26 protein-coding genes and 1 tRNA gene are annotated in these 22,844 nt (G+C 42.3%); 11 read left to right on the forward strand and 16 right to left on the reverse strand.

Annotation, left to right across the window (positions count from 1 at the left end; genetic code table 11):
* The first annotated feature begins 92 nt into the window (after positions 1–92).
* The 5 genes from Len3610_RS17420 to Len3610_RS17440 all read left to right on the forward strand — a co-directional run bounded on the left by Len3610_RS17420 (position 93) and on the right by Len3610_RS17440 (position 4,964).
* Positions 93–485, forward strand: a complete 393-nt coding sequence (locus Len3610_RS17420; protein ID WP_176449063.1) for a GntR family transcriptional regulator — start codon at positions 93–95, stop codon at positions 483–485.
* Entirely contained in the window at positions 478–1,167 is a 690-nt protein-coding gene (locus Len3610_RS17425) for an ABC transporter ATP-binding protein (RefSeq protein WP_176449064.1), read from the forward strand. The genes Len3610_RS17420 and Len3610_RS17425 overlap by 8 nt, the downstream gene beginning before the upstream one ends.
* Positions 1,164–1,994, forward strand: a complete 831-nt coding sequence (locus Len3610_RS17430; RefSeq protein ID WP_176449065.1) for a hypothetical protein — start codon at positions 1,164–1,166, stop codon at positions 1,992–1,994. Before Len3610_RS17425 ends, Len3610_RS17430 begins: the two co-directional genes overlap by 4 nt.
* Positions 1,995–2,007: 13 nt before the next feature.
* The gene (locus Len3610_RS17435; RefSeq protein WP_176449066.1) at positions 2,008–3,204 is read left to right on the forward strand and encodes a hypothetical protein; all 1,197 of its coding nucleotides are present in this window, start codon (positions 2,008–2,010) and stop codon (positions 3,202–3,204) included.
* Positions 3,205–3,665: 461 nt separating this feature from the next.
* A complete protein-coding gene (locus Len3610_RS17440; RefSeq protein ID WP_255259671.1) occupies positions 3,666–4,964 on the forward strand; it encodes a glycosyltransferase family 2 protein in 1,299 nt (432 codons plus the stop codon).
* Positions 4,965–4,985: 21 nt separating this feature from the next.
* Here Len3610_RS17440 and Len3610_RS17445 read toward each other — a convergent pair whose 3' ends face one another.
* Together Len3610_RS17445 and Len3610_RS17450 are read right to left on the reverse strand one after the other, a co-directional pair.
* A complete protein-coding gene (locus Len3610_RS17445; RefSeq protein ID WP_255259672.1) occupies positions 4,986–6,110 on the reverse strand; it encodes a DegT/DnrJ/EryC1/StrS family aminotransferase in 1,125 nt (374 codons plus the stop codon).
* Complete coding sequence (locus Len3610_RS17450) at positions 6,107–7,423, reverse strand: nucleotide sugar dehydrogenase (protein ID WP_255259673.1); 1,317 nt, start codon at positions 7,421–7,423, stop codon at positions 6,107–6,109. The genes Len3610_RS17445 and Len3610_RS17450 overlap by 4 nt, the downstream gene beginning before the upstream one ends.
* Positions 7,424–7,860: 437 nt before the next feature.
* Here Len3610_RS17450 and Len3610_RS17455 point away from each other — a divergent pair, with 437 nt between their 5' ends.
* The gene (locus Len3610_RS17455) at positions 7,861–8,064 is read left to right on the forward strand and encodes a hypothetical protein (RefSeq protein WP_176449067.1); all 204 of its coding nucleotides are present in this window, start codon (positions 7,861–7,863) and stop codon (positions 8,062–8,064) included.
* Between the two features lie 195 nt (positions 8,065–8,259).
* Here the strand turns inward: Len3610_RS17455 and Len3610_RS17460 are convergent, their stop codons facing one another.
* The 3 genes from Len3610_RS17460 to Len3610_RS17470 all read right to left on the reverse strand — a co-directional run bounded on the left by Len3610_RS17460 (position 8,260) and on the right by Len3610_RS17470 (position 10,941).
* Positions 8,260–8,580 (reverse strand): hypothetical protein, encoded by a 321-nt coding sequence (locus tag Len3610_RS17460; RefSeq protein ID WP_176449068.1) that lies wholly within the window; start codon positions 8,578–8,580, stop codon positions 8,260–8,262.
* A 117-nt stretch (positions 8,581–8,697) separates the two neighbouring features.
* On the reverse strand, positions 8,698–9,702 hold the full coding sequence (locus tag Len3610_RS17465; protein ID WP_176449069.1) for a glycosyltransferase family 4 protein: 1,005 nt from the start codon (positions 9,700–9,702) through the stop codon (positions 8,698–8,700).
* 15 nt (positions 9,703–9,717) lie between these two features.
* Positions 9,718–10,941 carry a glycosyltransferase gene (locus Len3610_RS17470; protein ID WP_176449070.1) on the reverse strand — a complete coding sequence of 408 codons (1,224 nt, stop codon included), beginning with the start codon at positions 10,939–10,941 and terminating at the stop codon, positions 9,718–9,720.
* Positions 10,942–11,059: 118 nt separating this feature from the next.
* Between Len3610_RS17470 and Len3610_RS17475 the strand changes: the two genes are divergently transcribed.
* From Len3610_RS17475 to wecB, 3 genes are read left to right on the forward strand one after another with little or no spacing between them, the layout of a single operon-like run.
* Positions 11,060–11,818, forward strand: coding sequence for an SDR family NAD(P)-dependent oxidoreductase (locus tag Len3610_RS17475; RefSeq protein WP_176449071.1), 759 nt, complete (start codon positions 11,060–11,062; stop codon positions 11,816–11,818).
* 22 nt (positions 11,819–11,840) lie between these two features.
* Complete coding sequence (locus Len3610_RS17480) at positions 11,841–12,815, forward strand: dTDP-glucose 4,6-dehydratase (protein WP_176449072.1); 975 nt, start codon at positions 11,841–11,843, stop codon at positions 12,813–12,815.
* The gene (gene wecB / locus Len3610_RS17485; RefSeq protein WP_176449073.1) at positions 12,812–13,894 is read left to right on the forward strand and encodes a non-hydrolyzing UDP-N-acetylglucosamine 2-epimerase; all 1,083 of its coding nucleotides are present in this window, start codon (positions 12,812–12,814) and stop codon (positions 13,892–13,894) included. Before Len3610_RS17480 ends, wecB begins: the two co-directional genes overlap by 4 nt.
* A gap of 162 nt (positions 13,895–14,056) precedes the next feature.
* Here the strand turns inward: wecB and Len3610_RS17490 are convergent, their stop codons facing one another.
* From Len3610_RS17490 to Len3610_RS17505, 4 genes are all read right to left on the reverse strand, one after another.
* Positions 14,057–15,079, reverse strand: a complete 1,023-nt coding sequence (locus Len3610_RS17490) for a D-glucuronyl C5-epimerase family protein (RefSeq protein ID WP_176449074.1) — start codon at positions 15,077–15,079, stop codon at positions 14,057–14,059.
* A gap of 23 nt (positions 15,080–15,102) precedes the next feature.
* Positions 15,103–16,317, reverse strand: coding sequence for a glycosyltransferase (locus tag Len3610_RS17495; protein WP_176449075.1), 1,215 nt, complete (start codon positions 16,315–16,317; stop codon positions 15,103–15,105).
* Positions 16,318–16,546: 229 nt separating this feature from the next.
* Complete coding sequence (locus Len3610_RS17500; protein WP_176449076.1) at positions 16,547–17,227, reverse strand: N-acetyltransferase; 681 nt, start codon at positions 17,225–17,227, stop codon at positions 16,547–16,549.
* Positions 17,228–17,238: 11 nt separating this feature from the next.
* Entirely contained in the window at positions 17,239–18,162 is a 924-nt protein-coding gene (locus tag Len3610_RS17505; protein ID WP_176449077.1) for a glycosyltransferase, read from the reverse strand.
* A gap of 133 nt (positions 18,163–18,295) precedes the next feature.
* On the opposite strand from Len3610_RS17505, the gene Len3610_RS17510 reads away from it, so the two are divergent.
* Positions 18,296–19,234: a Gfo/Idh/MocA family protein gene (locus Len3610_RS17510; protein ID WP_176449078.1), complete on the forward strand. Its 939-nt coding sequence runs from the start codon at positions 18,296–18,298 to the stop codon at positions 19,232–19,234.
* Positions 19,235–19,503: 269 nt separating this feature from the next.
* Here Len3610_RS17510 and Len3610_RS17515 read toward each other — a convergent pair whose 3' ends face one another.
* From Len3610_RS17515 to Len3610_RS17530, 4 genes are all read right to left on the reverse strand, one after another.
* On the reverse strand, positions 19,504–19,719 hold the full coding sequence (locus Len3610_RS17515; RefSeq protein WP_176449079.1) for a hypothetical protein: 216 nt from the start codon (positions 19,717–19,719) through the stop codon (positions 19,504–19,506).
* Between the two features lie 13 nt (positions 19,720–19,732).
* Positions 19,733–20,131, reverse strand: a complete 399-nt coding sequence (locus Len3610_RS17520) for an LSm family protein (protein WP_176449080.1) — start codon at positions 20,129–20,131, stop codon at positions 19,733–19,735.
* Between the two features lie 188 nt (positions 20,132–20,319).
* Complete coding sequence (locus Len3610_RS17525; RefSeq protein ID WP_176449733.1) at positions 20,320–20,754, reverse strand: spore coat protein; 435 nt, start codon at positions 20,752–20,754, stop codon at positions 20,320–20,322.
* 32 nt (positions 20,755–20,786) lie between these two features.
* A complete protein-coding gene (locus tag Len3610_RS17530; protein WP_176449081.1) occupies positions 20,787–21,179 on the reverse strand; it encodes a spore coat protein in 393 nt (130 codons plus the stop codon).
* A 30-nt stretch (positions 21,180–21,209) separates the two neighbouring features.
* Here Len3610_RS17530 and Len3610_RS17535 point away from each other — a divergent pair, with 30 nt between their 5' ends.
* Entirely contained in the window at positions 21,210–21,347 is a 138-nt protein-coding gene (locus tag Len3610_RS17535; protein WP_176449082.1) for a hypothetical protein, read from the forward strand.
* A 263-nt stretch (positions 21,348–21,610) separates the two neighbouring features.
* Here Len3610_RS17535 and Len3610_RS17540 read toward each other — a convergent pair whose 3' ends face one another.
* The 3 genes from Len3610_RS17540 to Len3610_RS17550 form a co-directional block, all read right to left on the reverse strand.
* Positions 21,611–21,829: a spore coat protein gene (locus tag Len3610_RS17540; RefSeq protein ID WP_176449083.1), complete on the reverse strand. Its 219-nt coding sequence runs from the start codon at positions 21,827–21,829 to the stop codon at positions 21,611–21,613.
* A gap of 286 nt (positions 21,830–22,115) precedes the next feature.
* Entirely contained in the window at positions 22,116–22,343 is a 228-nt protein-coding gene (locus Len3610_RS17545; RefSeq protein ID WP_176449084.1) for a hypothetical protein, read from the reverse strand.
* Positions 22,344–22,751: 408 nt separating this feature from the next.
* Positions 22,752–22,839 (reverse strand) — tRNA-Ser (locus Len3610_RS17550).
* Positions 22,840–22,844 lie beyond the last annotated feature (5 nt).

Consider the following 22,844-nt stretch of genomic DNA (forward strand, 5'->3'; position numbering starts at 1 on the left):
CTGTATTACGCACTTAATACACATTTTTTTGACCAAAGCGTATTAACCATTTAATACACATGAATTCATCTGAAGAAATGGGAGCTGTGATTATGAATGTGAATTTTAATAAGCGGGACCCGGTTTATGTACAGGTCATTCGGTATTTTAAAGAACAGATCGCTACCGGAGTTTTTGAGCCGGGCCAGGAAATTCTGTCACGGCGGGAGTTGGCCGGCAGATTGAAAATAAACCCAAATACCGCACAACGGGCTTATAAAGAAATGGAGGAAGCGGGTTTGATTTATACAGAGCGGAATTTACCGAGTAAGATTACGAAGGATGAACATGTCCTCAAATCGGTGAGACAGGAATTAATCATGGAAGCGGTCGACGATTTTGTCCATTCAGTCCGTTCGATTGATGTCCCGGTTGATGAAGTTCTGGATCTGGTTAAAGAAAAATATGAAAGCACGAGTGATGGTGAGGAGGTTCAAAATGATTGAAGTCAATGGTATAAAGAAAAAATTCGGGCGCAAAAAAGTGCTGAAAGGCGTATCGTTCACGGCGGAAAAGGGTGAGATCACCTGTATTATCGGGATAAATGGTGTCGGCAAAACAACGATACTGAATGCGATTATGAACCTGACACCGCTTAATGGCGGCGAGATACTTATTGGTGGTGAAAAAATCAACAAACATAGCTATGAAAAAATCACATTCATTCCGGATGCGATCATTATGCAGCCAAACATGACGATTGCTGAGTCCATGCAGTTCATGGCTGACTTCTATGACAGCTGGAATCAGGAACGTGCAATCGAACTGCTCGATTTCTTCAAATTAAAGGAACATGAAAAAATCAATAGCTTGTCCAAAGGGAATCGAGCGAAAGTTAACTTATTGCTTGGGCTTGCACTTGACGTTGATTATTTACTGATGGACGAGCCGTTTTCCGGAATCGACATTTTCAGCCGGGAACAGATTGCCGAGGTTTTCACAAGCCATCTGGTAGAAGACCGCGGCGTGATTATTACGACACACGAAATCGGTGATATTGAGCATTTGATTGATGAGGTTGTGCTTCTTGATGAAGGGGAAGTTTTAAAACAATTCAACAGTGAAGAAGTCAGGGAGACAGAAGGGAAGTCAGTTGTTGACGTGATGCGGGAGGTGTATCAGCCATGAATCGTTTTGCTAAGCTCTTGAACTTTGAATTGAGCCGGTTTATGAAACTATATCTCGTGCTGGTGGCTATGACGATTATTGTACAGATTGCAGGCGTGATTGTGAAAACGAATGAGTACATGGGCAGAGCCAATCAGACCATTCAGGAAGATGGGCTGTCGATCGCTCAATTCGTTGAACAATATGGTGCCATGTCATTTCTGGATTTTACCCGGAGTCTTTGGTTTATGGGGCCGATTGCAATCTGTGCTGCAGCATTGATCTTCTACATTTTCATGATCTGGTATCGTGACTGGTTCGGAAAAAACACATTCATCTATCGTCTGCTCATGCTGCCGACTGCACGCTTGAATGTTTATTTTGCCAAGGCAACTTCGATTGTGTTGATGGTGCTGGGACTTATATCGGTTCAACTCATTATTCTGCCGCTGGAAAATACCATCTTCAAGTCGATGCTGCCGGTTAATTTTAGAGTCGATATGACAATAGACCGTATTATTGATTGGAACTACCTATCAATGCTCATTCCGCAAACTTTTATTGAATTTGTCCTGTACTATGGTGCCGGATTTATGGCGGTATTGATTCTGTTTACAGCCGTTTTATTCGAGCGCAGTTTCAAGTGGAAAGGAATATTGCTCGGGATTGGGTATATCGCGATTTCCGGTATTGTTATGCTATCACCTGTTTTATCAATGGTTTTTCTGAATCATTACTATTTGTATCCGCTCGAATCACTCGGTTTGCAAATTGTCCTGGGGATTATCGTAACAGCCATGTCCATCTGGTTGAGTAATTATTTGCTGAACAAAAAAGTAACGGTATAGGAGGCGGTATAAAATGAAGCGCTATTGGCGATTAATTGCGATTGTTTCGGTTGTTGTTCTGACCATTGGAACGTTTTATATACAATCAGCAATGGCGGCAAACAACCTGCCGGACATAACGATTGAAACAGTAAACGGTGATGAAGATGAATTGGATTCTGTTGTCATAAACGGCACTTATACGGTTGGAAATGGGATGGGTGAATTCGTGGAGCTGAATTCAGATGGTTCAACATACGACAGTGAACAATCTTTTATTGAAGGTCTTCAGACAAGACCTTTTAACGAAAGAACTAATCAACTGCAGGAAGACTATCGTGGCTTCATGCGCGGAAAAGGTCGTAATACCGCGTCTTATCTTGAAACAGAGGATACGCTCGCTTATACGGAGGTCATCAACCAGTCTGTGAGCGGTCCATCAAGTGATATGGAATTTGACATTTCCGTTTTGGATAAGGAGAGTGGCGAAACACTATCATTCACCGTGCCGGTACCAAATAGGGCGATGTATGCCCAGGTACTCGTTGAAGATGTGCAAATAATGGATGGTGCGTTAAAGGTTTTCACACGAAATTATTCAAAAGACGGCGGGGGTGAAAAGCATCTCTACAGTTTCGACATCGCGAATCAGGAGATAAATGGTAACGAATCGCTCATGTCAACTGAAAGCCAGGATCAAAATACCAGTATCCATATAAGTATCGTATCAAATTCGGATATAACAGCTGCCAATCAGTTTATTATATTTGAAAAAACGAAACGGCCGATTACTCGGGGACCTGAAAATAATCAGGGGATAGATTCGGAACAACCTGCTGATGAAGGTACACAGGAATTCATTGTTTATAATCTGGAAACAGGAGAGCAAAAAACGTTGGATCTCCCTGAAACATTATCCGGGAAGCGGGTTACTGATCGTGAACATTCGACCTTATACTTTGAAGGTGAGGGAAATATCATTCATTACAATGTTGAAACAGAACAGGTTACAGATGAAACTGAGCTTCCTGTGAATGGGACAGCAGAGTTTACACGTATCGCTAATGGAAAAGTGTACATGTTAACGGGGCCGGAAAATCAGAACAATTTTCAGCGCCTGATGATACTTGATCTGCAGTCCGGCGATACGCTGTATGAAGGTGAAATTAAGCCGGAGGAACCTGTTGAAAATGGTGCTTTATTAGACTTTAACGGGCTGCATATTGAGTGAAACCGTCTTTTCAGAGGTCAGAAGCCGGAAGTCAGACTTGAGGAAATCGCCGAATTAGCCGATTTCAAGATTGAAGTCTTCATCTGAAATGTTATATTTTCTGATCTTATGAATAAAACAGGACGCCTGCTTCCAATCAGAAGCAGGCGTCCTGTTTGGTTTTTAAGTTAGGAGATAAGGATGTACTGTTCTTGCACGTTTAAGGTTTTTCAATAAATCCATATTGCAGACTATTATCTTAGGTGATTGAAAGCCGGTGGTCAGCCGGCTTTCGAAGGGTGAATTCATGGGTCATGCTCTCAACAAGGCCTTGTATCGATTACTATATACTATGTTTGGCTTATCGAAGTGAATCGGCATTTCTACTAAGAGAACTGCACAATCTTTATGGTATACATAGTTGTCATAGATCATATTCATGTAGATAGGGATTACCAACTTAGATATTAGGAAGATAGCTTTTGATAGATTGGGGGTTGATGTTGAAGGATATAACCGTCATTATGGTTGATTATGTCAGTCAGACTGTGCTCGATAAATCGTTATCCTCGCTAAATAGCATTAGCTCCAGACTGAAGTCAGTTATTATTTTGCGGGAAGGAGAAAGCTCTTTTAATCATTTGCCCGGCGTTGATTGGTCTGATCGGATTCGATATGTGACAATCAGGGATCATGACCTTGGAAAAACGTTGCATGATACAATCGTGACAATCAACAGTACGTATGTGATATTTCTCGAAAGTCCTGATTATCTTTCAACTCACATAATACCCCAATCGCTTCAGCTCGACCGATCACAGACCCTGTTGGGGGATATTTCTTATAATCGGGATATTGTCATCCGGCAGCCTTTACTGGTAAGGACGTCACTTCTGGAAAAGCACCCTTTCTTATCATCCCGTCAGCTGCCATTCAAGGAGGCATTGTTTCCCGGCTGGCTGGCAACTGCCGAAACGTCCTGTAACATTTTTCGGAAGGGTTTGGTGCGGCAGGCCAGGAAAAACAGCTCCAGAAACACAATCGAAAAGCAGAAATTTATCCAAAAATATCAGCTGGAAAAAACGAACACGGCGAATCCGACGCTTTCGATTATCATGTCAGCCTATAATATGGAAGGATATGCAGAAACAGCTGTGATGTCATGTCTCCTGCAGAATGAGCAGCCGGAGCAGGTATTAATCATGGATGACGGCTCAACGGACAATACCTATGAACGGCTCCAGCGGTATCATGACGAATCAATTGTGAAACTGTTCAGCAAAAAGAATGGCGGGAAAGCAAGGGCTTTAAATGCAGTATTGCCACACGTAACGTCTGATTTCATATTGGAGCTCGATGCCGATGATTGGCTTGATCCTGATGCGGTTTCCGTTATTAAAAAGCATTTGGCTGATCTTTCGGCTGACGTCTCGGTATTGTACGGCAATTTACGAAAATGGAAGCAATTAAAGGATGATGTGCAGTATAAAGGCATGGCCAGAGGAACTAAGGTCACAGGGAGAAAAGACCTTTTGTCCTATCGTTTTCCGTTGGGGCCGCGGGTCTATCGTACTTCTTCTTTAAAAAAGGAAGGCGGCTTTCCGGTTATAGATTTTGCAGATGGCCGGCTTTATGAAGATGTCAGCGTCCTGAACCGGTTATTAAAAAATGGACCATTTCAATATCGGGATTTCACTGTCTACAATGTGCGGGAACATAAGGAAAGCATCACCAAGCAAAACCTTGCCAGCTGGCATGACTTTTTAAAATCACTTGAATAAGGGAGGAACAATGGCCATGTCCTAACCATTGTCCTCAAGAAAATCATTTATCGTTTTAATAATATAATCTTGTTTCTGGAACGATAGTGTCGGGTGGATTGGAAGGCCCAGGATTCGTTCGGCGGTTTTTTCAGCGATTGGGAAGTCGCCTTTTTTAAAACCCAGGTAATCGAAGGCCGGCTGCAAATGCAGCGGAACGGGATAATAAATCGCTGAATCAATCCCGTTATAGTCTAAAGCAGAAGCGAGCTCATCCCGTTTATCAAGTTCGATGCAATATTGATGAAAGGTGTGCTCCCTATTTCGAGTAATTGACGGTGTTTTCAGGAGAGGATGCAGGTTCTCGGTATATCTGTTGGCGGCTTCCTTCCGCTTATGCAGGAAAATGTCCAAATAATATAATTTAACGAGCAAAAAAGCTGCCTGTATTTCATCAAGCCTGCTGTTCATGCCGATTGCCGCATGATGGTATTTTTCCAGGCTGCCATGATTGCGCAGCTGCATGATGTTTTCAAAAACCGCCTCCTGATTAGTTGTCACCAGTCCGGCATCCCCAAATGCACCAAGGTTTTTGGACGGGAAGAAGGAGAAGCAGCCAATATCACCAATCGCACCGACCCGCTTCCCATCGTATTCAGCACCAATAGCCTGACAGGCATCTTCTATCACAAATAAATCATAGTCCTCAGCAATCCGCGTAATTTCCTTCATATTAGCAGCTTTGCCATACAAATGGACAACGATGATAGCCTTTGTGTTTGGGGTTATGGCTTCTTCAACATGGGCCGGGTCAATATTGTACGTATCTTCCTCGATATCAGCGAAAACCGGCCTGGCGCCGACTTGTGCAATCGCTTCTGCCGTGGCAAAGAAGGTGAACGGCGTTGTAATGACATCATCACCCGGGCCGATACCCAACGCCCTCAGTGATAGTTCCAGAGCATCTGTACCGTTTGCTGCGCCAATCCCATAGGAAGCTCCAACATATTGCGCTGCTAATTTTTCAAATTGCTTTCCTTTTTCCCCCAATATATAGTCACCGCTGTCTAATACTTCTGTCATCATCTCAAGTACTGGGGTTCTGATCAATGTTAACTCCTCTTTTAAATCAACCATTGGTATTTGATTCCATTCGGGATGTGTCAAAATGGCAAGCCTCCTTCGTTACCGATTCCTTCATAAGCAATGCCAAGGCGGTTGATGTCTTTTTGATTCAGTTTATTCCTTCCGTCTAAAATGAGCTGACAGTTGGTGAAATGGCTGAAGTCAATAGCGTTGTATGCATCGTGAAAAGCTTGGAGGATAACAACATCTATTTCGGAACAGTGCTGATCATTTAACGCTAGTGGCGCGGCGTCATACAGCCTGATTTCACGGTCAGAAAATGACGGATCATTGACAAATGGATTTGCTCCCTTTTCCTGGAGCTGATCAATCAGCATTAATGCAGTTGATTTGGTTGGTTCCTTGACATTTCCGCGATAGGATAACCCTAAGATGAGAATGTTTTTATCGCTTAACGACCCAATCCGTTCTTCAATTTTGGTGATGGCGTAATCAGCCATGTTGTCATTGATTTTTCGCGATAATGGGGTAAGACCTTCACTTAATCCTTTGTTGATGAAAAAATACGGATAGATTGGAATGCAATGGCCGCCAACCCCAATTCCGGGCGAATGGATATTGGCGTAGGGCTGACTATTGCTGGCATTTATCACTTCAGTCATCTGGACACCTTTATCCTCGGCAAACCTGGCCAGTTCGTTGGCAAGCGCAATGTTGACGTCGCGATAAACACACTCGGCAACTTTTGCAAATTCAGCTGTTTCCGGGGAACTCACTTCGATCATTTCGCAGCCGAGTGCAGTTTTATAAAAGTCTGCAGCGCGTTCAAGACTTTTTTCATTGATGCCGCCAACAATTTTCGGATAATGCTCCAAATCGTGGATAATTTGATTGGAGTAAACCCGTTCAGGACTATAGGCGAGATCGAAATCCCGACCCGGACGCAAACCTGAAATGTCCTTTATCATTTTACCGAATCGATTTTCGGTGTCCCCTGGCGGCAGTGTTGTTTCAAAAATAACCAGCGCATCTTTTTGAATGCCATTGGCGACATCCTCAACAGCACGGTCAATCATTCGATAATCAATCTGGTTCTGTTCATCAGTTAATACAGGTACAATCACAACGATTGTATCTGCTTGACTGACGGCCTCAGCGGTGGCTGTTGTAGCTGACAATGCATTGTTTTGATGGGCAGCCCATACCAACTCATCCAATCCCGGTTCGTTTTGAATATGGGATATGCCCTGGTTTACCGATGCTGTGACATCGGGATTGATATCAGCACCAAAAACATTGTAACGATGATTGGCAAAAACAGCAGCTAGCGTAAGCCCTATTTTACCGAGGCCAACGACTGCTACTGTCGGTAATGATTCGCTATGATCTGTCATGATGATGTCAAACCCCATTTCTGTCGTCATAAGATGTTTACTGTATAGCTTATGGAAATGTAAGTGAAAACGATTGGACTGATCACTAACGTTCGGAATTGAATGAGGAATTAATAGAAAGGATTTATATACATTAGTTGATATGGCCGACCAAATGTTTGTTATTTGCAATGCTATTTAATGTGATAATTATAATGTTCACCCATAAATATTAAATAAAATTTCTGAGTTTTTAGAAGGCACGAATTCATTATGTGTTAAAATAAATGAAATACATTTGTATATAACAATACGATACCAGCTAATATCAGAAATGACTGTTCGGAATCGGGCGCCTAACAGGAATAAGACTAAAGACCCATGAAGAGGTCGGCGAATTATTCGTGATATACAATTAATGCAAAGTATTCTAATTATTTAAAGGGGGAGTGTGCAAGGTGAATAAATATCAAGAACGTTCTGTTTATATTTCTATTGTAGCGCTTGTTTTCTTCTTGGTATTATCTTTAATTACACACAAATGGGGATTCTTTTTATGGAGTTTAATGCCTGTGTTTATGGTTTTGTCGACTGCATTTTTTCCACAAAGAGTCATAAGCAAAATGATAGAAAATAAAACAATCTATTCAATCATCAGGTGAAAATCCTGAAGCTCTTCCATACACAAGAGCCAGATTGTTGAGGAAAGCTTCAAGTATAATAGATAGTGTTAAAAAGCACAGATATTGATTACTTCTGTGCTTTTTTGCTATCTATTTATCGACTGCAAGGTTAAAAAGCAACAAAGCTTACGGGAAGCCCTTTAATAATATAGATATAACGTATTATTGCTCTTCTTATTGATCAATAATGTCAGGTTGTGTTCTTTGCACTTCAGGCTTGGATGCATCGATCATCAGTAAAATTGCTGTAACCGTGTGCATGGCCCACCCGACAAACGGAATCCAGGCAACACAGGATGTGACAATGCCGAGGATACTTCCAACTGTATTTCCTCCTTCTTTCTTAGTGAGAACAAGTGTCACAATATGGAGTGCAAGTGTTACGAGAAGCGGGATATACAGAAAACCGATGACAATGGATCCCCCCAAAACTGGAATGGCCAATAGCGCTTCTGCTCCCCCGCTAATCCATTTTAAGATACGTGGCGTAGACATAGATACCTTCCTTCTTTCTATAAAATTATAAATTAATCCACTTTTAAAATTATACCATTATATTTAGCTTCCTCCAATTTTTTTAACAGAGTTATCTAGTAACGTATGAAAATCGTTCTACAAACTATTATAAATATTAATATAGCGGTCTGCCACTATTGGAGCGTGGTGATGGTTCTCAATATACTGTCTGCCTTTTACACCAAGCTCTTTCCACTTTTCCTGGCTTTGCAGGAGATCTTTTAAAACAGCGGTTATCGTATCGGGATTGGCATTGACGATGGGCAGCTCCCGCGGATACTTTGATACAAGGTCCGGTCTTATATAACATATGACCGGCTTTCCATGTGCCATGGCCTCTGAGCTGATATAACCACTGGCACCAATCAGCAGCTGATCAATCACGATATCTGCCCTGGACAGAAGGTTTTTGGCTTCTGCATTCGAGACACCTTCAATTAATTGAAATTGGAATGAAAAGCCGGAATGCTTCAATTCGTTCACGGCATTAAGAATAAATTCCGTCCCTTTAATATGCCGTGATGTCGGAGCGTGTACAACAAGGGGAGGTGTGTTTTTAGGTGAAGGATAATGTGGTGTATACTGATTGGCATCAATCGTGTGTGGAATAACGTGGACATGTTTATAAGTGTTTTTAATATAGGATTCCAATTCATAATCCTGAACAATAGCGTGATCGCTATATTTTGCCAGCATGTTAACATTTTGATTGATTTTCGCTTCGGTCCATTCCGGTTTTATCCGGACGTAAGGATTATTTGTTTGGGCAGCCGATTTAAGTCTGATTTCTGAACCATGATGATGAACAATCATCTTCTTTCCGGCGCGCTTCAGCATTTTCAGGTCGCTCTTGTCGGCGAAAAATGTTTCACCGAAATGAAAATGAAAAATGTCATACTGAAGCATCGATTCCTTCAAAAATTGCTTCACCTTTTTTCTTCGTTCCTGATTTGAAAGGGTATTCAGCTGCAGACAAATATCCGGCTTAAATTCAAATGGGTGTTCATCAAAGTAGCATGATGTCGATTGAATGCCTTGTGACTCGAGCGCATGGGACAATTCAATCATTGGCGAGCCATAAGGCAAATGCAATACCCGCACGATAACCATCCTTTCCTAGTCTTGTGATAATTGACGATAAACAGTGAACAGCCGCTTCTCCATGTGTTCCCAGCTATACCTGGTCGCGATGATGTTGCGTGCAGACAGGCCCATCTCCCGGATTTTGCTTCTGTCAGATGCCGCCTGGATGAGCTTCTGTACATAATCCCCGGCGGTGGCCTGCCTTTTTTTGACAATATATCCGCAATGATATGTGTCAATAAAATCTTCCATATCTGTGCATTGATTGACGATAACCGGGATGCCATTATTCAAATAACTGAAGAACTTGTTAGGCATTGCAAAGCGGTTGTTCAGGGAGTTCGCTGCATCCAGATCAATCCATCCTATGTCAACGTCCTTCATGGCTTCAGGGATGGCTGTATAGTCTACCCAGCCAGTATATTCAATTTTATTTTTTAAGTGTAGGTCCAGCTGCTTGAGATAATCTTTTTCGAAATGCTTACCGCCGCCAATGATTTTGAGTTTCACCGGAAAATGTTCATTACACCACTGCAATATGCGTATCAGTTTCTGGAAGTTGCCCCTTTTGCGATTCAGGATCCCTTCATATCCGAGGACAATTTCCGGGGTGTCGGCCTTGTTGGGGTTATACTCAGCTGCCAAAGGGGGAGAATTATAAATCACCTCGATTGGCAAATCCTGATTTATGGTGTGGTGCCATGCCTTAATGGATTCCGATACAGTTATTATATAGTCCAGTTCGCTTAACATAATTTCCAGCATTTGTTTTTTAACATGCTGCGTGTTGCGGGATTCATTAACCAGCGGATCGGGCTCCAGTTCGTGGCTGTCATAGATCAGCTGGCATTGCTTCCCGCTTGCCGCTAACGCCCGTTTGATGCCAATCCCTGCATATAATGACATAAACTCATGTGCATGGTAAATATCAGCTGCTTGCTCAGTACCTATCAGTGTCAAAGGGTGACTAAAGCGGGTATGCCCCCCGGAACGGAGATGATGGTAAAGTTCTTTAAGGTTTTTTTCAAGATGCATCTGTTCATACGTCACGATATTAATACCTTCATGGTTAAACGTCTGATTCAGAAACGTATCCTTGAATACACGCCCATCCGTATCAAACAGGTAACCCTTTCTTCTCGGTACAATCATTGTGACGGTGTAACCTTGTTTCAGCAGACTTTTGGCTTCTTTTTTAAAAATCCTCGCATCCAAAAACGGGTGTTCAGATACTAAAAAGCAAACGTTTTTTCCCATCACTGTCCCTCCAAAAATTGGCTGAAACACTACTGCAAACGTATTAACAACTTCCCGGATTTATTCATACAATCTAAAGCAAGTAAGTGGATAGTACTGATTGCTGGGAGGAAGCAGGATGGAACGTAATCTGAAAGGAAAGAAGGTGCTGGTAACCGGCGGAACAAGAGGGATCGGAAAGGCAATTGCAAAGGCATTTCTTGCTGAAGGCGCGCACATTGGCATTGCAGCCAGAAGCTATAGTGAACTCATACAGACAAAAAATGAATTAGGCATTCAAAATATCTACCAAATCGATCTATTAAAACATGACGACAGAGAATGGGTGATGACAGAATTCATCAAGGACTTTAATACGATTGATGTGCTCGTTAACAATGCAGCAGCCAATCATGGCAAATCCGTATTGAATACGCCGGTTCGTGTATTTGGTGAAGCAATGGAGCTGAATTTCATAGCTGCCGTTCACTTAAGTCAGCTGGCGGCTCAGAAAATGATCCAAAACAATAGCGGCGTTATTATCAATATTTCATCCATTTATGGTAAAGAAGCTGGTGGTTCACCTTCATATAATGCCTCCAAGGCCGCATTGACCAGTTTCACGAAATCATTCAGCACGGAGGTGATTAAGGATAATGTGCGTGTCGTTGGCATTGCCCCTGGTGCCATCTATCACCCCAATGACGTGTGGGAACGGCGATTGGAACGTGATCCGGACTATCTGAAAAACTATGCCCGGGAGAAGATACCGGCGGGTCGGCTTGGAACACCGGGAGAGATAGCGGATGCGGCGGTTTTTTTAGCATCTGATGAGGCTTCCTGGATCGTAGGGTCGACAATTTCGGTAGATGGCGGGCAATCCAGATTGAACTTTTAAATCATGGAAAGGAATGAAGTGATTGCGACAGTCAATTGTAAATAGCAATGTATTGGTTATAGGGGGAGCCGGCTTTATTGGAAGTCATCTGGCAGACAGATTAATAGCAGAAGGGGCAAATCAGGTCGTCATTATTGATAGCCTCTTTATCGGGAAAAAAGCGAATATCAAAAAGGCCTTGAACAATGGTGCGATTCTTTATGTGGATGATGCGGAAAATCAGGAAGCACTTGGGTATATCATCGAAAATCACGCGATTGACATTGTTTTCAACTGCGCCACAAAACCACTGAATTATTCATTTATCAATCCTTCCAATACGTTTCTGACAAATGTCCTGGTATTAAAAAATTTATTGGAATGTCAGCGGCAAAAGAAATTTCAAACACTATGCCACGTTTCCTCATCTGAAGCATACGGTTCTGCCCAGTACGAGCCCATGGACGAGGGACACCCGCTTGATCCTGAGACACCTTATGCAGCCGGGAAAGCTGCGGCGGATTTAATGCTGCAAACGTATGTGAACATGTTTGATCTGGACGCCTTTATTATCCGGCCTTTTAATAATTACGGACCGAGGCAGAATTTTGCTGGACCAATGGCCGGTGTTATTCCGCTGACGATCAATAAAATTCTTGAGAATGAACAACCGGAAATCCATGGGGACGGCAAGCAAACAAGAGATTATGTTTACGTGGAAGATACAGCTGAGATGGCATTAAATGTTTTTCCGTTTGTCTCGCCTGGTGAGAGTGTCAATATCTCCACAGATCAGCAATTATCAATTCAATATGTTATTGAATCAATCGAAAACGTTATGAACTACCAGGGAGAAACCTTAAAAAAACCTGTGCGAACAGCAGATGTTATGAGTCACAGGGGAACAGTCAAAAAATTACACACTCTGATTGGCCAATGGGATAAGACACCTTTTAAAGAGGGCATTCAAAATACAGTCAATTGGGTGAAAGCTGTGAAGGAAGAGGAGGGCGTATGAACGTATTAACGGTCATTGGAGCCAGGCCTCAATTTATTAAGGCATGTATGCTGTCAAGAGCCTTGAAATCATATCCTGAAGTAAACGAAATCATCGTTCATACGGGACAGCATTATGACGCCAGCATGTCTGATGTTTTTTTCGAGCAGCTGAAGCTCCCCAAGCCGGATTATTATTTGGGAATCGGGTCCGGGACTCACGCCTTGCAAACCGGAAAAATGCTAATGGAACTGGAAAAAATAATGACCGCCGTTAATCCGGATATGGTCGTGGTGTATGGCGATACGAATTCCACACTTGCCGGAAGCCTGGCAGCATCAAAGCTTCATACCCCGATTGCCCATATCGAATCCGGCCTGCGCAGTTTCAATAGAAAAATGCCTGAGGAGATAAATCGGGTGGTGACGGATCATCTTTCTGACTGGTTATTCTGTCCTTCCCGTAGTGCCGCCGAAAACTTGAAGCGCGAGGGAATGGAGAAGCAGGTTTTTGTAACGGGTGATATTATGTATGATGCCGTTCGCCACTTTAAATCATTTGCCGGGCAGCAATCCACCATTTTGCAGGAACTGTCACTGTCAGAAAATAACTATTATCTGGCGACCATTCATCGTGCGGAAAACACGGATGATCCCAATCGCCTGAAAGCTATTCTTGAAGGCCTCATGCAACTCAAAAAGAGGACAGTCCTGCCATCGCATCCGAGGACAAAGCGTAAAATCGATGAGTTTAAATTAAATGATATCATCGATACGTCCCATATTAAAATGGTGGAGCCGTTAAGTTACTTTGATACGCTGACCATTGCTTCCAATGCCAATGTCATTCTAACCGATTCCGGGGGATTGCAGAAAGAAGCCTATATGCTCCAGGTTCCTTGTATTACGCTCAGGGATGAAACGGAATGGATGGAAACGGTGAAAACAGGCTGGAACCGCTTAGCAGGTGCTAATAAAGAGCAAATTGCGGATAAGGTCATGACATGTCATACACCTGAGGAATCGCCGCCGATTTTTGGAGATGGCAACGCTGCGCAGCAAATTGCCGGGATATTAATAAATGGCGATGCGGAAAATTAAAACAGGCTGAGATGGGTTACACCCACCTCAGCCTGTTTTAAAAAGCTAAGAAAGGATATCATTTTTTCAATCCTGAAATCGGCAAATTCGCCGATTTCTTCAAGTCTGACTTCCGGCATCTGACCTCTGGAAAGACGAGGTTGATTCCGAGTCTTTCCAATGTTAGCATACTTTTCCTTTTAGGTAGCCTTTCCATCTTGTTAGAGTTTCGTTCATGTTTGGATCGTTTTCAATCGAATTCAAAGCGGCCAGCAAATGAATATGGCCAATATGGTATCCCCATGTGGCAACATTCGGGTAGCCGCCATTTGTTGTATAATGTGTCAGATCGTATGCTGTACGATTCCCCAGGTCGTAAAGCGGGAGCATTCTTTTTAACGTAACGATTCCTCTGTCATACAGCCATTTGGCCTCGTTATTATTTGTTGCTTTGAATAAATCATATAATCCGATTAATGAAAACATGAAGCCATTTAAAACGTAGCTTGGCGGATCTGTCGGGCACTCTTCATAGAATAAGTAGTTGCTTTCGAATTTAGCCAGTACACCATTTCCGGCAGAAGGGGTTTTAAATAGCATTTTGGCCTGTAAAGCGTAAGAACGGTACTTCCTGTTTTTTGTCAGGTAAAAAGCTCTGGATAGTACCGACATGGCCATGCCAAGGCCAATAGCTGAATACCAGGGGCCTTTAAGTTTATTCAGCCTTTTCGGAAAGAAGTCATGGTCAAATTGATAGGCCCACCCACCGCGGGAGTCCTGGTGATTTACGAACCAATCAGCGACCCTCAGGAATTTATTTTTACTCGATACGTCATTGGTCTTCAAATAAAGACTGTAATGCTGCAAGCCATATTGAGCGATCGTGGATGGGTTAAAATAAGCACCATGTGGATAAATTGTTTTGGGAATTCCTTCAGGGGTGAACGTTACATGCCAGTTTTCAACCTTAATCTTATCGTAATGCAAATAATTTCCTTTACTATCGTAATGAGTGATATCAAAAACGTTTGCATTTGTCAGTTTTAGTCCTAATGTTTGTGTTTTTTCGTTCCATTGTTGTTCGAGATGGCATCCCTTTTCGATTAACGATATTGGTATATATAATTCATCGTCTATTCGCTTACCGTTTCCTTCTAATTCATCATGCAGTGTTACTTTAATGGTATGAACTGAATTAGAATCCATAAATTTCACCTCCAATCGTTACCTCACAATGACCGGTAAACATCGAACAATCGTTTCTCCATGTTTTCCCATGAGTAGAATTTTTCCATGACGAGTCGACTGTTTCTGCTCATTTGCTGCATTTTGCGTTTGTTTTGGTGAAGTGAAAGCAGTGCCTCTGCGAAGTCCTCTGCGTTTGCATTCGTTTTGTTGAGTACAAGGCCGCAATGATGCCGGTTGATGAATAATTCCATATCTTTACATTTATTGACAACAACAGGTATACCGTTATTCAAATAGCTGAAAAATTTATTCGGCAATGCGTAGTTCTGGTTAAGCGACTGTTCAACATTTTCCATGTCAACGAGGCCGATATCAATTTCATTCATATGCTGTGGTATGGTGTGATAATCGACCCACCCGGTTGATGTTATGTGACGATCGAGGTGATCCGGTATGTCAATGGGGAGACCATACCTATTTCCGCCAATTACCTTGAATTGAAAATCGACCTCCTCTGAGCATAATTCTGAAATGCCGATCATTTTTTCCTTGAATCCTTTTTGCGTATCGACATTTCCTTCATAACCGACTGTCAATTTATTGGCGTTATACCATTTTGGTTTATAGTCTTTGGCGAGCGGGGGCGCATTATAGATGACGTCAACAGGCAGATGTGGTTTATGGGATAAATACCATGATTTAATTGAATCGGATACTGTAATAACATGATCGACTTCATCGAGCATTGTAAGCAGTTTTTGTTTTAATAGATTTCTTCTTTCCTCCGGGTATTTAGGGTCTAAAGGGTCCGGTGTCAATTCGTGGCTGTCATAGATTAATTTGACATCTTTTCCCTTCTTCTGCTTCATTTGCCGTTTAATGCCGACACCCGCAAAAAGGGAAAGGTACTCATGGGTATGATAAATGTCAGCCTTCTCCTGAACGGCAAGCTGTGTCAAAGGGTTATTGAACCCTTGATTCCCCCAGACTCTTTCGGGGCTTAAAACGTGACTTAATGCTCTTTCGCATTTCTCGTAATCGTAAGCCACAATTTTTATACCTTCATAGGTAAACACTTTGTTCCGGTATTGTTTCGTAAAAGGGTTACCATCAATATCAAACAGACGGCCATTTCTTCTTGGCACAATCATCGTGACACGGTATCCCTTTTTCAGCAGGCTTTTTGCTTCCTTTTTAAAAATCCTTGCGTCTAAAAACGGATGATGGGCAACAACCATGCAGACTTTTTTGGCCATTACGATCCACCTTTCGTGTTTGTTTCCGTGTTGGAATGTCCGGTAAGAAAAACTCGGATGTCGACTCGTCTTTCCAGAGGTCAGATGGCGGAAGTCAGCTTTGAAGAAATCGGCGAATTTGCCGATTTCAAGATTGAAAACCACCCCTGAAATGATGCTTTCTTAACTTGTCAAATAGCAATGGATGACGATCCATCGCTTTCGTTCTGTTCTGGTGAGTAACTTAAGATTAAGGCTGAAGTTTCTTCGCAGGAACCCCTGCAGCTGTTATGTCATTACTTATATCCTTTGTAACAGCAGCTCCGGCTCCGATGATGCTATTGCGGCCAATTGTCACGCCAGGCAGCAGTGAAGCATTGTTTCCGATTTTTGCTCCCTTCTTAATATAAGGTCCTTTCAAGTTATAGCTTTCAGCACCCATATACTTATCATTTGACATGGATACACATGGCCCGATAAATACATTATCCTCCAATGTTGTATCACCCGTTACATATGCCAATGTCTGAATGGTGCAGGATTTTCCGATGGTACTGTTCAATTCGACAATCGCTGCTCTTCCTACGACTGATTTCTCATCAACTGAAACATTTTCCCTGATACTTGCGTGGTCACCGATAAATACGTTTTGACCGATGATTGTACCGGCATAGATGGAGACCAATTGACCGATTGTTGTATGCGACTGGATCACAAGCCGGTCAACCTTGTTGGTCGAGTTGCGCATCCGCTCATTGACAGCTGGCTGGATGCCCAGGACACAATGATTTCCAATTGTGACATTATGACCAATTTGTGTCCCTTCCAGGATTGTTGTGTTATGACCGATTGTCACATTTTCCCCTATCACAACATCCTCTTCAATAACGACATGCTTTCCAATCTGTGCTGTTTCGGGAATGGCAGACAAATGAATCCCTCCTATTTTTCAGCGATCTGTTTAATTCGCTTGATAAGCTGCTCTGTCCGCTTCTGAAGGGTATGCGTTGCGTGGATAAAGCGATACCCCTGATCGGCGATTTTCTGTCTTTCTGTTTCATGTGCTAAATAATATGCGGCTTTTTCTTTAAAGTTGTGTTCATTTATCGGAACAAAATGAAAATCGGGGACAAAGCCTAAATCTTCCAATTCTTTGAATGTTGGCGCCAAAAGGAGGGTGCGACAGGCAAGCGCTTCGAAATATTTAATAACAGGGTAATGCAGTATGGATGGACTGGTAAAAAAGATTCTGGCCCGGTTAAGTTCCTCGGCATATGTTTGCCCAATCATCTGCTGCTTTCCTTCTGTTTCTGTGAACTTGCGATACCCCGGGTGGCTGTGATAGACGAAATGACTATCATCTTTATAAGCATTGCGGATTGTTTGCCTTAATGGATAAATAGCGTTAACCGCTCCCATCATTAATAAATCAATTTCTTTCGTCAGCCCATAGTCTTTATAGAGATTCGTGTTGACGAAGTGGGGGAGCCATTCCATTTTTGCTGCAAATTCCGGATAGGTGGCTGTGAATGTGTCCCGGACAGCAGTGAACAGATAATCAATTTTATTCTTTTCAATATAGTTTTTTCTGAGTTTAGTTAATCGGTGTATGTCATTAATAAATAAACCTGTAGGAATATCGGTATGAGCCAATCCTTTAATCAAGGGAGATAAGTGATGTTCCATATCATTTAAAAGTAATATAAAATCCGGCCGGCTTGGCAATTGTTTTAAAATATAGCTGATATGCCCCGGCTTTCGCCACACTGTTAAATTTATACCTTTGGACAGTTCCTGTTCCAGAAAGTAAAAGTTTTTATTTAATTGTCCGGATGTATCGTCTGAAATAAACAGAACGTGAATCAAGTTTACCCTCCTGTTCTACTGAAGTCTTAGTCAGGACAAAGGCCAATTTTGATTGGATTGTTATGGTAGTCTACCTCATGAAAAAACTGGTGCATATACTGAATTAGTATTTATTAGAGTGAGGAGATATTCTATGAAAGTCGGTGTGATTGGAACAGGCAATATGGGAGAAAATCATGTGCGAACGTATTTATCGATGGATGACCATTGCCAGTTTATAGGTATATATGATGAAGATGAACAAAAAAGGCATCAGATTGCTAAAAAATATAACGTTAAACCGTTTCAATCAGTCGATGACCTTCTTAAGTCGGTCGATGCTGTGAGTATTGCAGTACCGACTGAATTTCATTATGAGATCGGATTGGCCTGTATCAGACACAATGTTCACATGCTGATGGAAAAACCGATAACCACTACTGTCTTACAGGCAGATGATCTGATTGACAAAGCTCGAAAGGCAAATGTGACATTCCAGCCAGGGCATATTGAGCTTTATAATCCATTGATTCAGGTCCTCATAAACATGCTGACGAATGAAACGATTATTGGTGCTGCCTTTCACCGAATAAGTCCGGCTGATCCTAAACTTAAGCATGTTGATGTTGTGAAAGATTTAATGATTCACGATATTTATATTTTAAATGAGCTGCTTCAGGATAACGGTATGACGTTTTTCGCGCTTGGAAAAATCATTGATGGTACGCCAAAGCATGCGGCGGCCGTTACAAGGACCTCACAGGGAACTACAGCACAGCTCACGGCGAGTTCGATGTCAGGCAGAAAAATCCGGACCATTCAAATCCTGACAGAGGATGCATTTTTTGAAGCGGATTTACTAAGTCATCAAATCAGAATAACGCGTGCTTTTCTTGAGAAAACAAGAAATCATCCGGTGCCGTTAACTGAAACCATTCAGGTTGAAAATTCGATACAGCCGTTAAGCCTTCAATTATTGGATTTTCTGGAATGTGTTGAATCCGGTACAGAGCCTTCAGTTTCCGGCGAGAATGGCAAACAGGCACTTATGATTGCCAATCAGATTGCACATTCAATTGCTGTGCTTCATTAGCTATTTGTATGTCCGGTTATTTCTTAAAATGAGATCAAGCAGAAAATCATCCCCACAGAGGTTTATGTGGGGATGATTTGTTTTAATTAATGTTCCGGCTTTGGACTCGTCTTTCCAGGATATAGTTCAGACCCGATAGGCATTGGGTTTTGAAAAGACTTCTCAATAACCTTTCACCTTATGGACTTGTGTCAAAAACAGCAATTTTTTTAGTAGAATCTAAAAGAAAATACCCCGGCTGTATGAGCCAGGGTATTCGTCCGTGAGTTCTAAGCTGCTGCAGCAGGGAAACGGACAAAGTTGATGGAGTCGACTGACAAGTATAGATTGGTATTGTCCCCATAACCAGTATCAACCTCAATAACCAGAACCAAGTTAGTGGTAACAGTGGAGAGGATACCTTCTACCAAATTGTTGTCGGTAGCTACTTCAACTCGTGAACCAACTCGTGTGGCCATTTCAGCAGCAAACGTATCTTGAAACATCTGAATCCCTCCTTTATAATTCACTGACCAGTTCAATGTTTTCGAATGGGACAAGCGCTTGTGCTCCATCGGTTTCAACTAATACGACATAGTCATCTCGTACAGCGATCAATGTCCCGGTTACCGGGCCAAAAGGGGTGGTGACTTCCACTTGTTCGTTTACTAACCCCAATAAGACATCCCTGAGAGTTGTGGGAGTGGTTGGTGGAGGGTCTGCAGGTGCGCCTGTTCTGTCGTCACTTCCAAGTCCTAAATTCAATCCGGCGTCGAAATCTATTCCCGGTAAATCAAGGGAAACATTTTTATTTAGACCGACGTTATTAGCCGTGCCGGTATTGTTATTAACTAAATTTTGAGATAACTGGTTGGCCAGTTGCAATAGATTTTGCTGGCGGTTTGTCAGGTTAGGCATTTTCCATTCCTTCCTTTCATTATAGATATTTAGCTCTCTCTCCCAGTTCCAGCTGGGAATGCTATAGAATACTTTTAAATAAAGTATTTTTCCGGGGATAGTGAGATAATGCAGGGAATTCTGGAAGTTTGCCAATTTAGTAGTTTTGTCTAATCGATTCTTTTTCCCCGGAATGTTGCTTTATTTCATTAGAGAATATCGAGTGCGGCGACAATGGCGGCAAGAACCTGGAATAACAATTGGATATTAATAGCTACATCTGTATCAGTTGTGGTGATCTCAATATCTCTTGACTGTTCGACAATGGTCTTTTGACGGTTGCCTTGTCTCGTCTTGGACATTTGTCTGAGGTCTTGCGTAACACCGTCTGATTGTGTTCCGTCGGCAATAGCGATGTTAATGACGGCTGTAATGGCTGCTTCAATGCCGAGCTGCAAGGAGACGGCTGCCTGCCTGTCGGTCGTTGATACATCGACGTCTTGGGAGTCTTTAATGATAATCCATTCATCTGATACCTGCTGGTTGTATACAGATTGATCTGCATTCTGAACAACAGCTGCATCACTCTGGTCTCTAGTATTGTCATCACAATGATCCAGTGCACGCCATTTCGTTTTAGTCATATGACTCACGTTTCCCAACTCCTTTCCATAGTTTATAAGATATCAACCATGACAACCAAGGTTATCAGCAGTTGCAATAGAACCTGAATATTGATGGCCAGATCAGTATCTCTGGTGGTTACTGTAGCGTCCTTGGTGTTGTAGATAAAGATTTTTTGTTTATTGATTTGATCGGAATTAAACGACTGCATGAGGTCTTGTGATATGGCTTCACTTCTGTTTGAATCTGCAATGGCAATATTCAGCACTAAGGCTATTGCCAACTGCAAACTTGCCTGAAGCGAAACCCCGATTTGTGTGTCTCTTGAATCAATGGTGATATCACAGGATTCTTTCACCCAAATCAATTCAGCTGATTCCTGGTCCATAAAAGAATATTGACCGTCAGTTTGTGACATGGTTGAGTCGGGATCAACTTCGATCATTTCGAATTGATCATGCTTATGATGATGGTCATGCTTGTGTTTATTCTGACATTTGTCGCATCGATTGTGGTCTGGGGAACAATCGGTGGTTCCGCAAACTTGACAGCGGTGTTGATGTTCGTGTTTGTGTTTATCTCTGCACTTGTCACATTGGTTCCGGTCAGGTGAACAGTCAACCGTTCCGCAATCCTGACAGCAATGTTGATGACCGTGTTTACGTTTATCTCTCAGATAAAAGTATTTGCTTTTATTGCCGTAAGGGTTCATAGTACCGTGCCGCTTATCTGATCTCATATTAACACTCCTTTCCTTAGTTAATATTAATCTATGGTTGTTCCTACTAATCAGATTGCACGCATTCACTAGATTATCGTTTTTTAGCAAAAATTAAAGAAAACACCTATGAGATGGGTGTTTTCTTTAATAGACTCCTATTCATCTGTTTTCGTTTTATTTTTTTCCCCGTTATTAAACTGCTCCACCTGTTCTCTCAGGTCCTCAACCATATCTTTTAGCATTTGTCTCTGTTCATTCGATACATTGTTTTTAACTTCTTCAGGGTTTACATTGTTTTTTCGAAATATATCATCAATCATGACTTTGACGACTTTCTCGGGGATCGCATTGTGTTTGGATGTGTTATCAGCCATGTTATATCACCCGCTTTCTTTAAGCTTTAGTGTATCCTATGGCTTATGACAGCATTTGATTGTATTGTTGTCTATGATTTTTGGGGAAAATGTGCTGGCGATAGACTATCATCCTATGAGAGGCGCCTGAGAGAAAGATATCTATGGGACAGGGGCGGGGGTCGGTTCACGTTCAAATGTGTTTCAAGAATGGTGACTTCCATCGAGAGAGGCCCTGTCACGTTCAAAATGTTCTTCATGAATGGTGAATCCAATCGAGAGAGGCTCGTCACGTTCAAAATGTGCTTCATGGATGGTGAATCCAATCGAGAGAGGCCCCGTCACGTTCAAAATGTTCTTCATGAATGGTGAATCCAATCGAGAGAGGCCCTGTCACGTTTAAAATGTTCTTCATGAATGGTGACTTCCAATCGAGAGAGGCCCCGTCACGTTCAAAGTGCTCTTCATAAATGGTGAATCCAATCGAGAGAGGCCCTGTCACGTTTAAAATGTTCTTTATGAATGGTGAGTCCAATCGAGAGAGGCCCCGTCACGTTCAAAGTGCTCTTCATAAATGGTGCATCCAATCGAGAGAGGCTCCGTCACGTTCGAAATGTGTTTCATGAATGGTGAATCCAATCGAGAGAGGCCCAGTCACGTTCAAAATGTTCTTCATGAATGGTGAATCCATCGAGAGAAGCCCCGTCACGTTCGAAAGCCCTCTAAGCGCAACGATGAAAAACCTTGGACTGGAATAAATTTTTAAAGCCCATTGATGATTGGCAATAAAGGCGTCGACATGTCCAGGTGTGTTTAAATCTGTGTATCTTCAAGACAATCCGTCCTTCCCGAAGTGCAAGTTGTGATCTGACGTATTTTCCCTTGTTATAAAAAAAGAAACCGCCGTCAGCGTGACGACAGTTTCCAGGTCAGTATATAAAAACGGAGGAGGTGGGATTCGAACCCACGCGGGCGTTAACCCCTAACGCATTTCGAGTGCGTCCCCTTCAGCCGGGCTTGGGTACTCCTCCATATA

The organism is Lentibacillus sp. CBA3610 (genome assembly GCF_013373365.1).
In the GTDB taxonomy this organism is placed as follows: domain Bacteria; phylum Bacillota; class Bacilli; order Bacillales; family Amphibacillaceae; genus Lentibacillus.

Bases quoted from the DNA above. Each gene is read 5' to 3' on its own strand.
- Len3610_RS17540 (WP_176449083.1), bottom strand. From the start codon at position 21,829: ATGGCTGATAACACATCCAAACACAATGCGATCCCCGAGAAAGTCGTC.
- Len3610_RS17420 (WP_176449063.1), top strand. From the start codon at position 93: ATGAATGTGAATTTTAATAAGCGGGACCCGGTTTATGTACAGGTCATT.
- Len3610_RS17520 (WP_176449080.1), bottom strand. From the start codon at position 20,131: ATGCCTAACCTGACAAACCGCCAGCAAAATCTATTGCAACTGGCCAAC.
- Len3610_RS17475 (WP_176449071.1), top strand. From the start codon at position 11,060: ATGGAACGTAATCTGAAAGGAAAGAAGGTGCTGGTAACCGGCGGAACA.
- Len3610_RS17515 (WP_176449079.1), bottom strand. From the start codon at position 19,719: ATGTTTCAAGATACGTTTGCTGCTGAAATGGCCACACGAGTTGGTTCA.
- Len3610_RS17425 (WP_176449064.1), top strand. From the start codon at position 478: ATGATTGAAGTCAATGGTATAAAGAAAAAATTCGGGCGCAAAAAAGTG.
- Len3610_RS17525 (WP_176449733.1), bottom strand. From the start codon at position 20,754: ATGACTAAAACGAAATGGCGTGCACTGGATCATTGTGATGACAATACT.
- Len3610_RS17430 (WP_176449065.1), top strand. From the start codon at position 1,164: ATGAATCGTTTTGCTAAGCTCTTGAACTTTGAATTGAGCCGGTTTATG.
- Len3610_RS17450 (WP_255259673.1), bottom strand. From the start codon at position 7,423: ATGACAGATCATAGCGAATCATTACCGACAGTAGCAGTCGTTGGCCTC.
- Len3610_RS17495 (WP_176449075.1), bottom strand. From the start codon at position 16,317: ATGGCCAAAAAAGTCTGCATGGTTGTTGCCCATCATCCGTTTTTAGAC.
- Len3610_RS17510 (WP_176449078.1), top strand. From the start codon at position 18,296: ATGAAAGTCGGTGTGATTGGAACAGGCAATATGGGAGAAAATCATGTG.
- Len3610_RS17530 (WP_176449081.1), bottom strand. From the start codon at position 21,179: ATGATCGAAGTTGATCCCGACTCAACCATGTCACAAACTGACGGTCAA.
- wecB (WP_176449073.1), top strand. From the start codon at position 12,812: ATGAACGTATTAACGGTCATTGGAGCCAGGCCTCAATTTATTAAGGCA.
- Len3610_RS17460 (WP_176449068.1), bottom strand. From the start codon at position 8,580: ATGTCTACGCCACGTATCTTAAAATGGATTAGCGGGGGAGCAGAAGCG.
- Len3610_RS17435 (WP_176449066.1), top strand. From the start codon at position 2,008: ATGAAGCGCTATTGGCGATTAATTGCGATTGTTTCGGTTGTTGTTCTG.
- Len3610_RS17535 (WP_176449082.1), top strand. From the start codon at position 21,210: ATGCTTGTGTTTATTCTGACATTTGTCGCATCGATTGTGGTCTGGGGA.
- Len3610_RS17490 (WP_176449074.1), bottom strand. From the start codon at position 15,079: ATGGATTCTAATTCAGTTCATACCATTAAAGTAACACTGCATGATGAA.
- Len3610_RS17470 (WP_176449070.1), bottom strand. From the start codon at position 10,941: ATGGGAAAAAACGTTTGCTTTTTAGTATCTGAACACCCGTTTTTGGAT.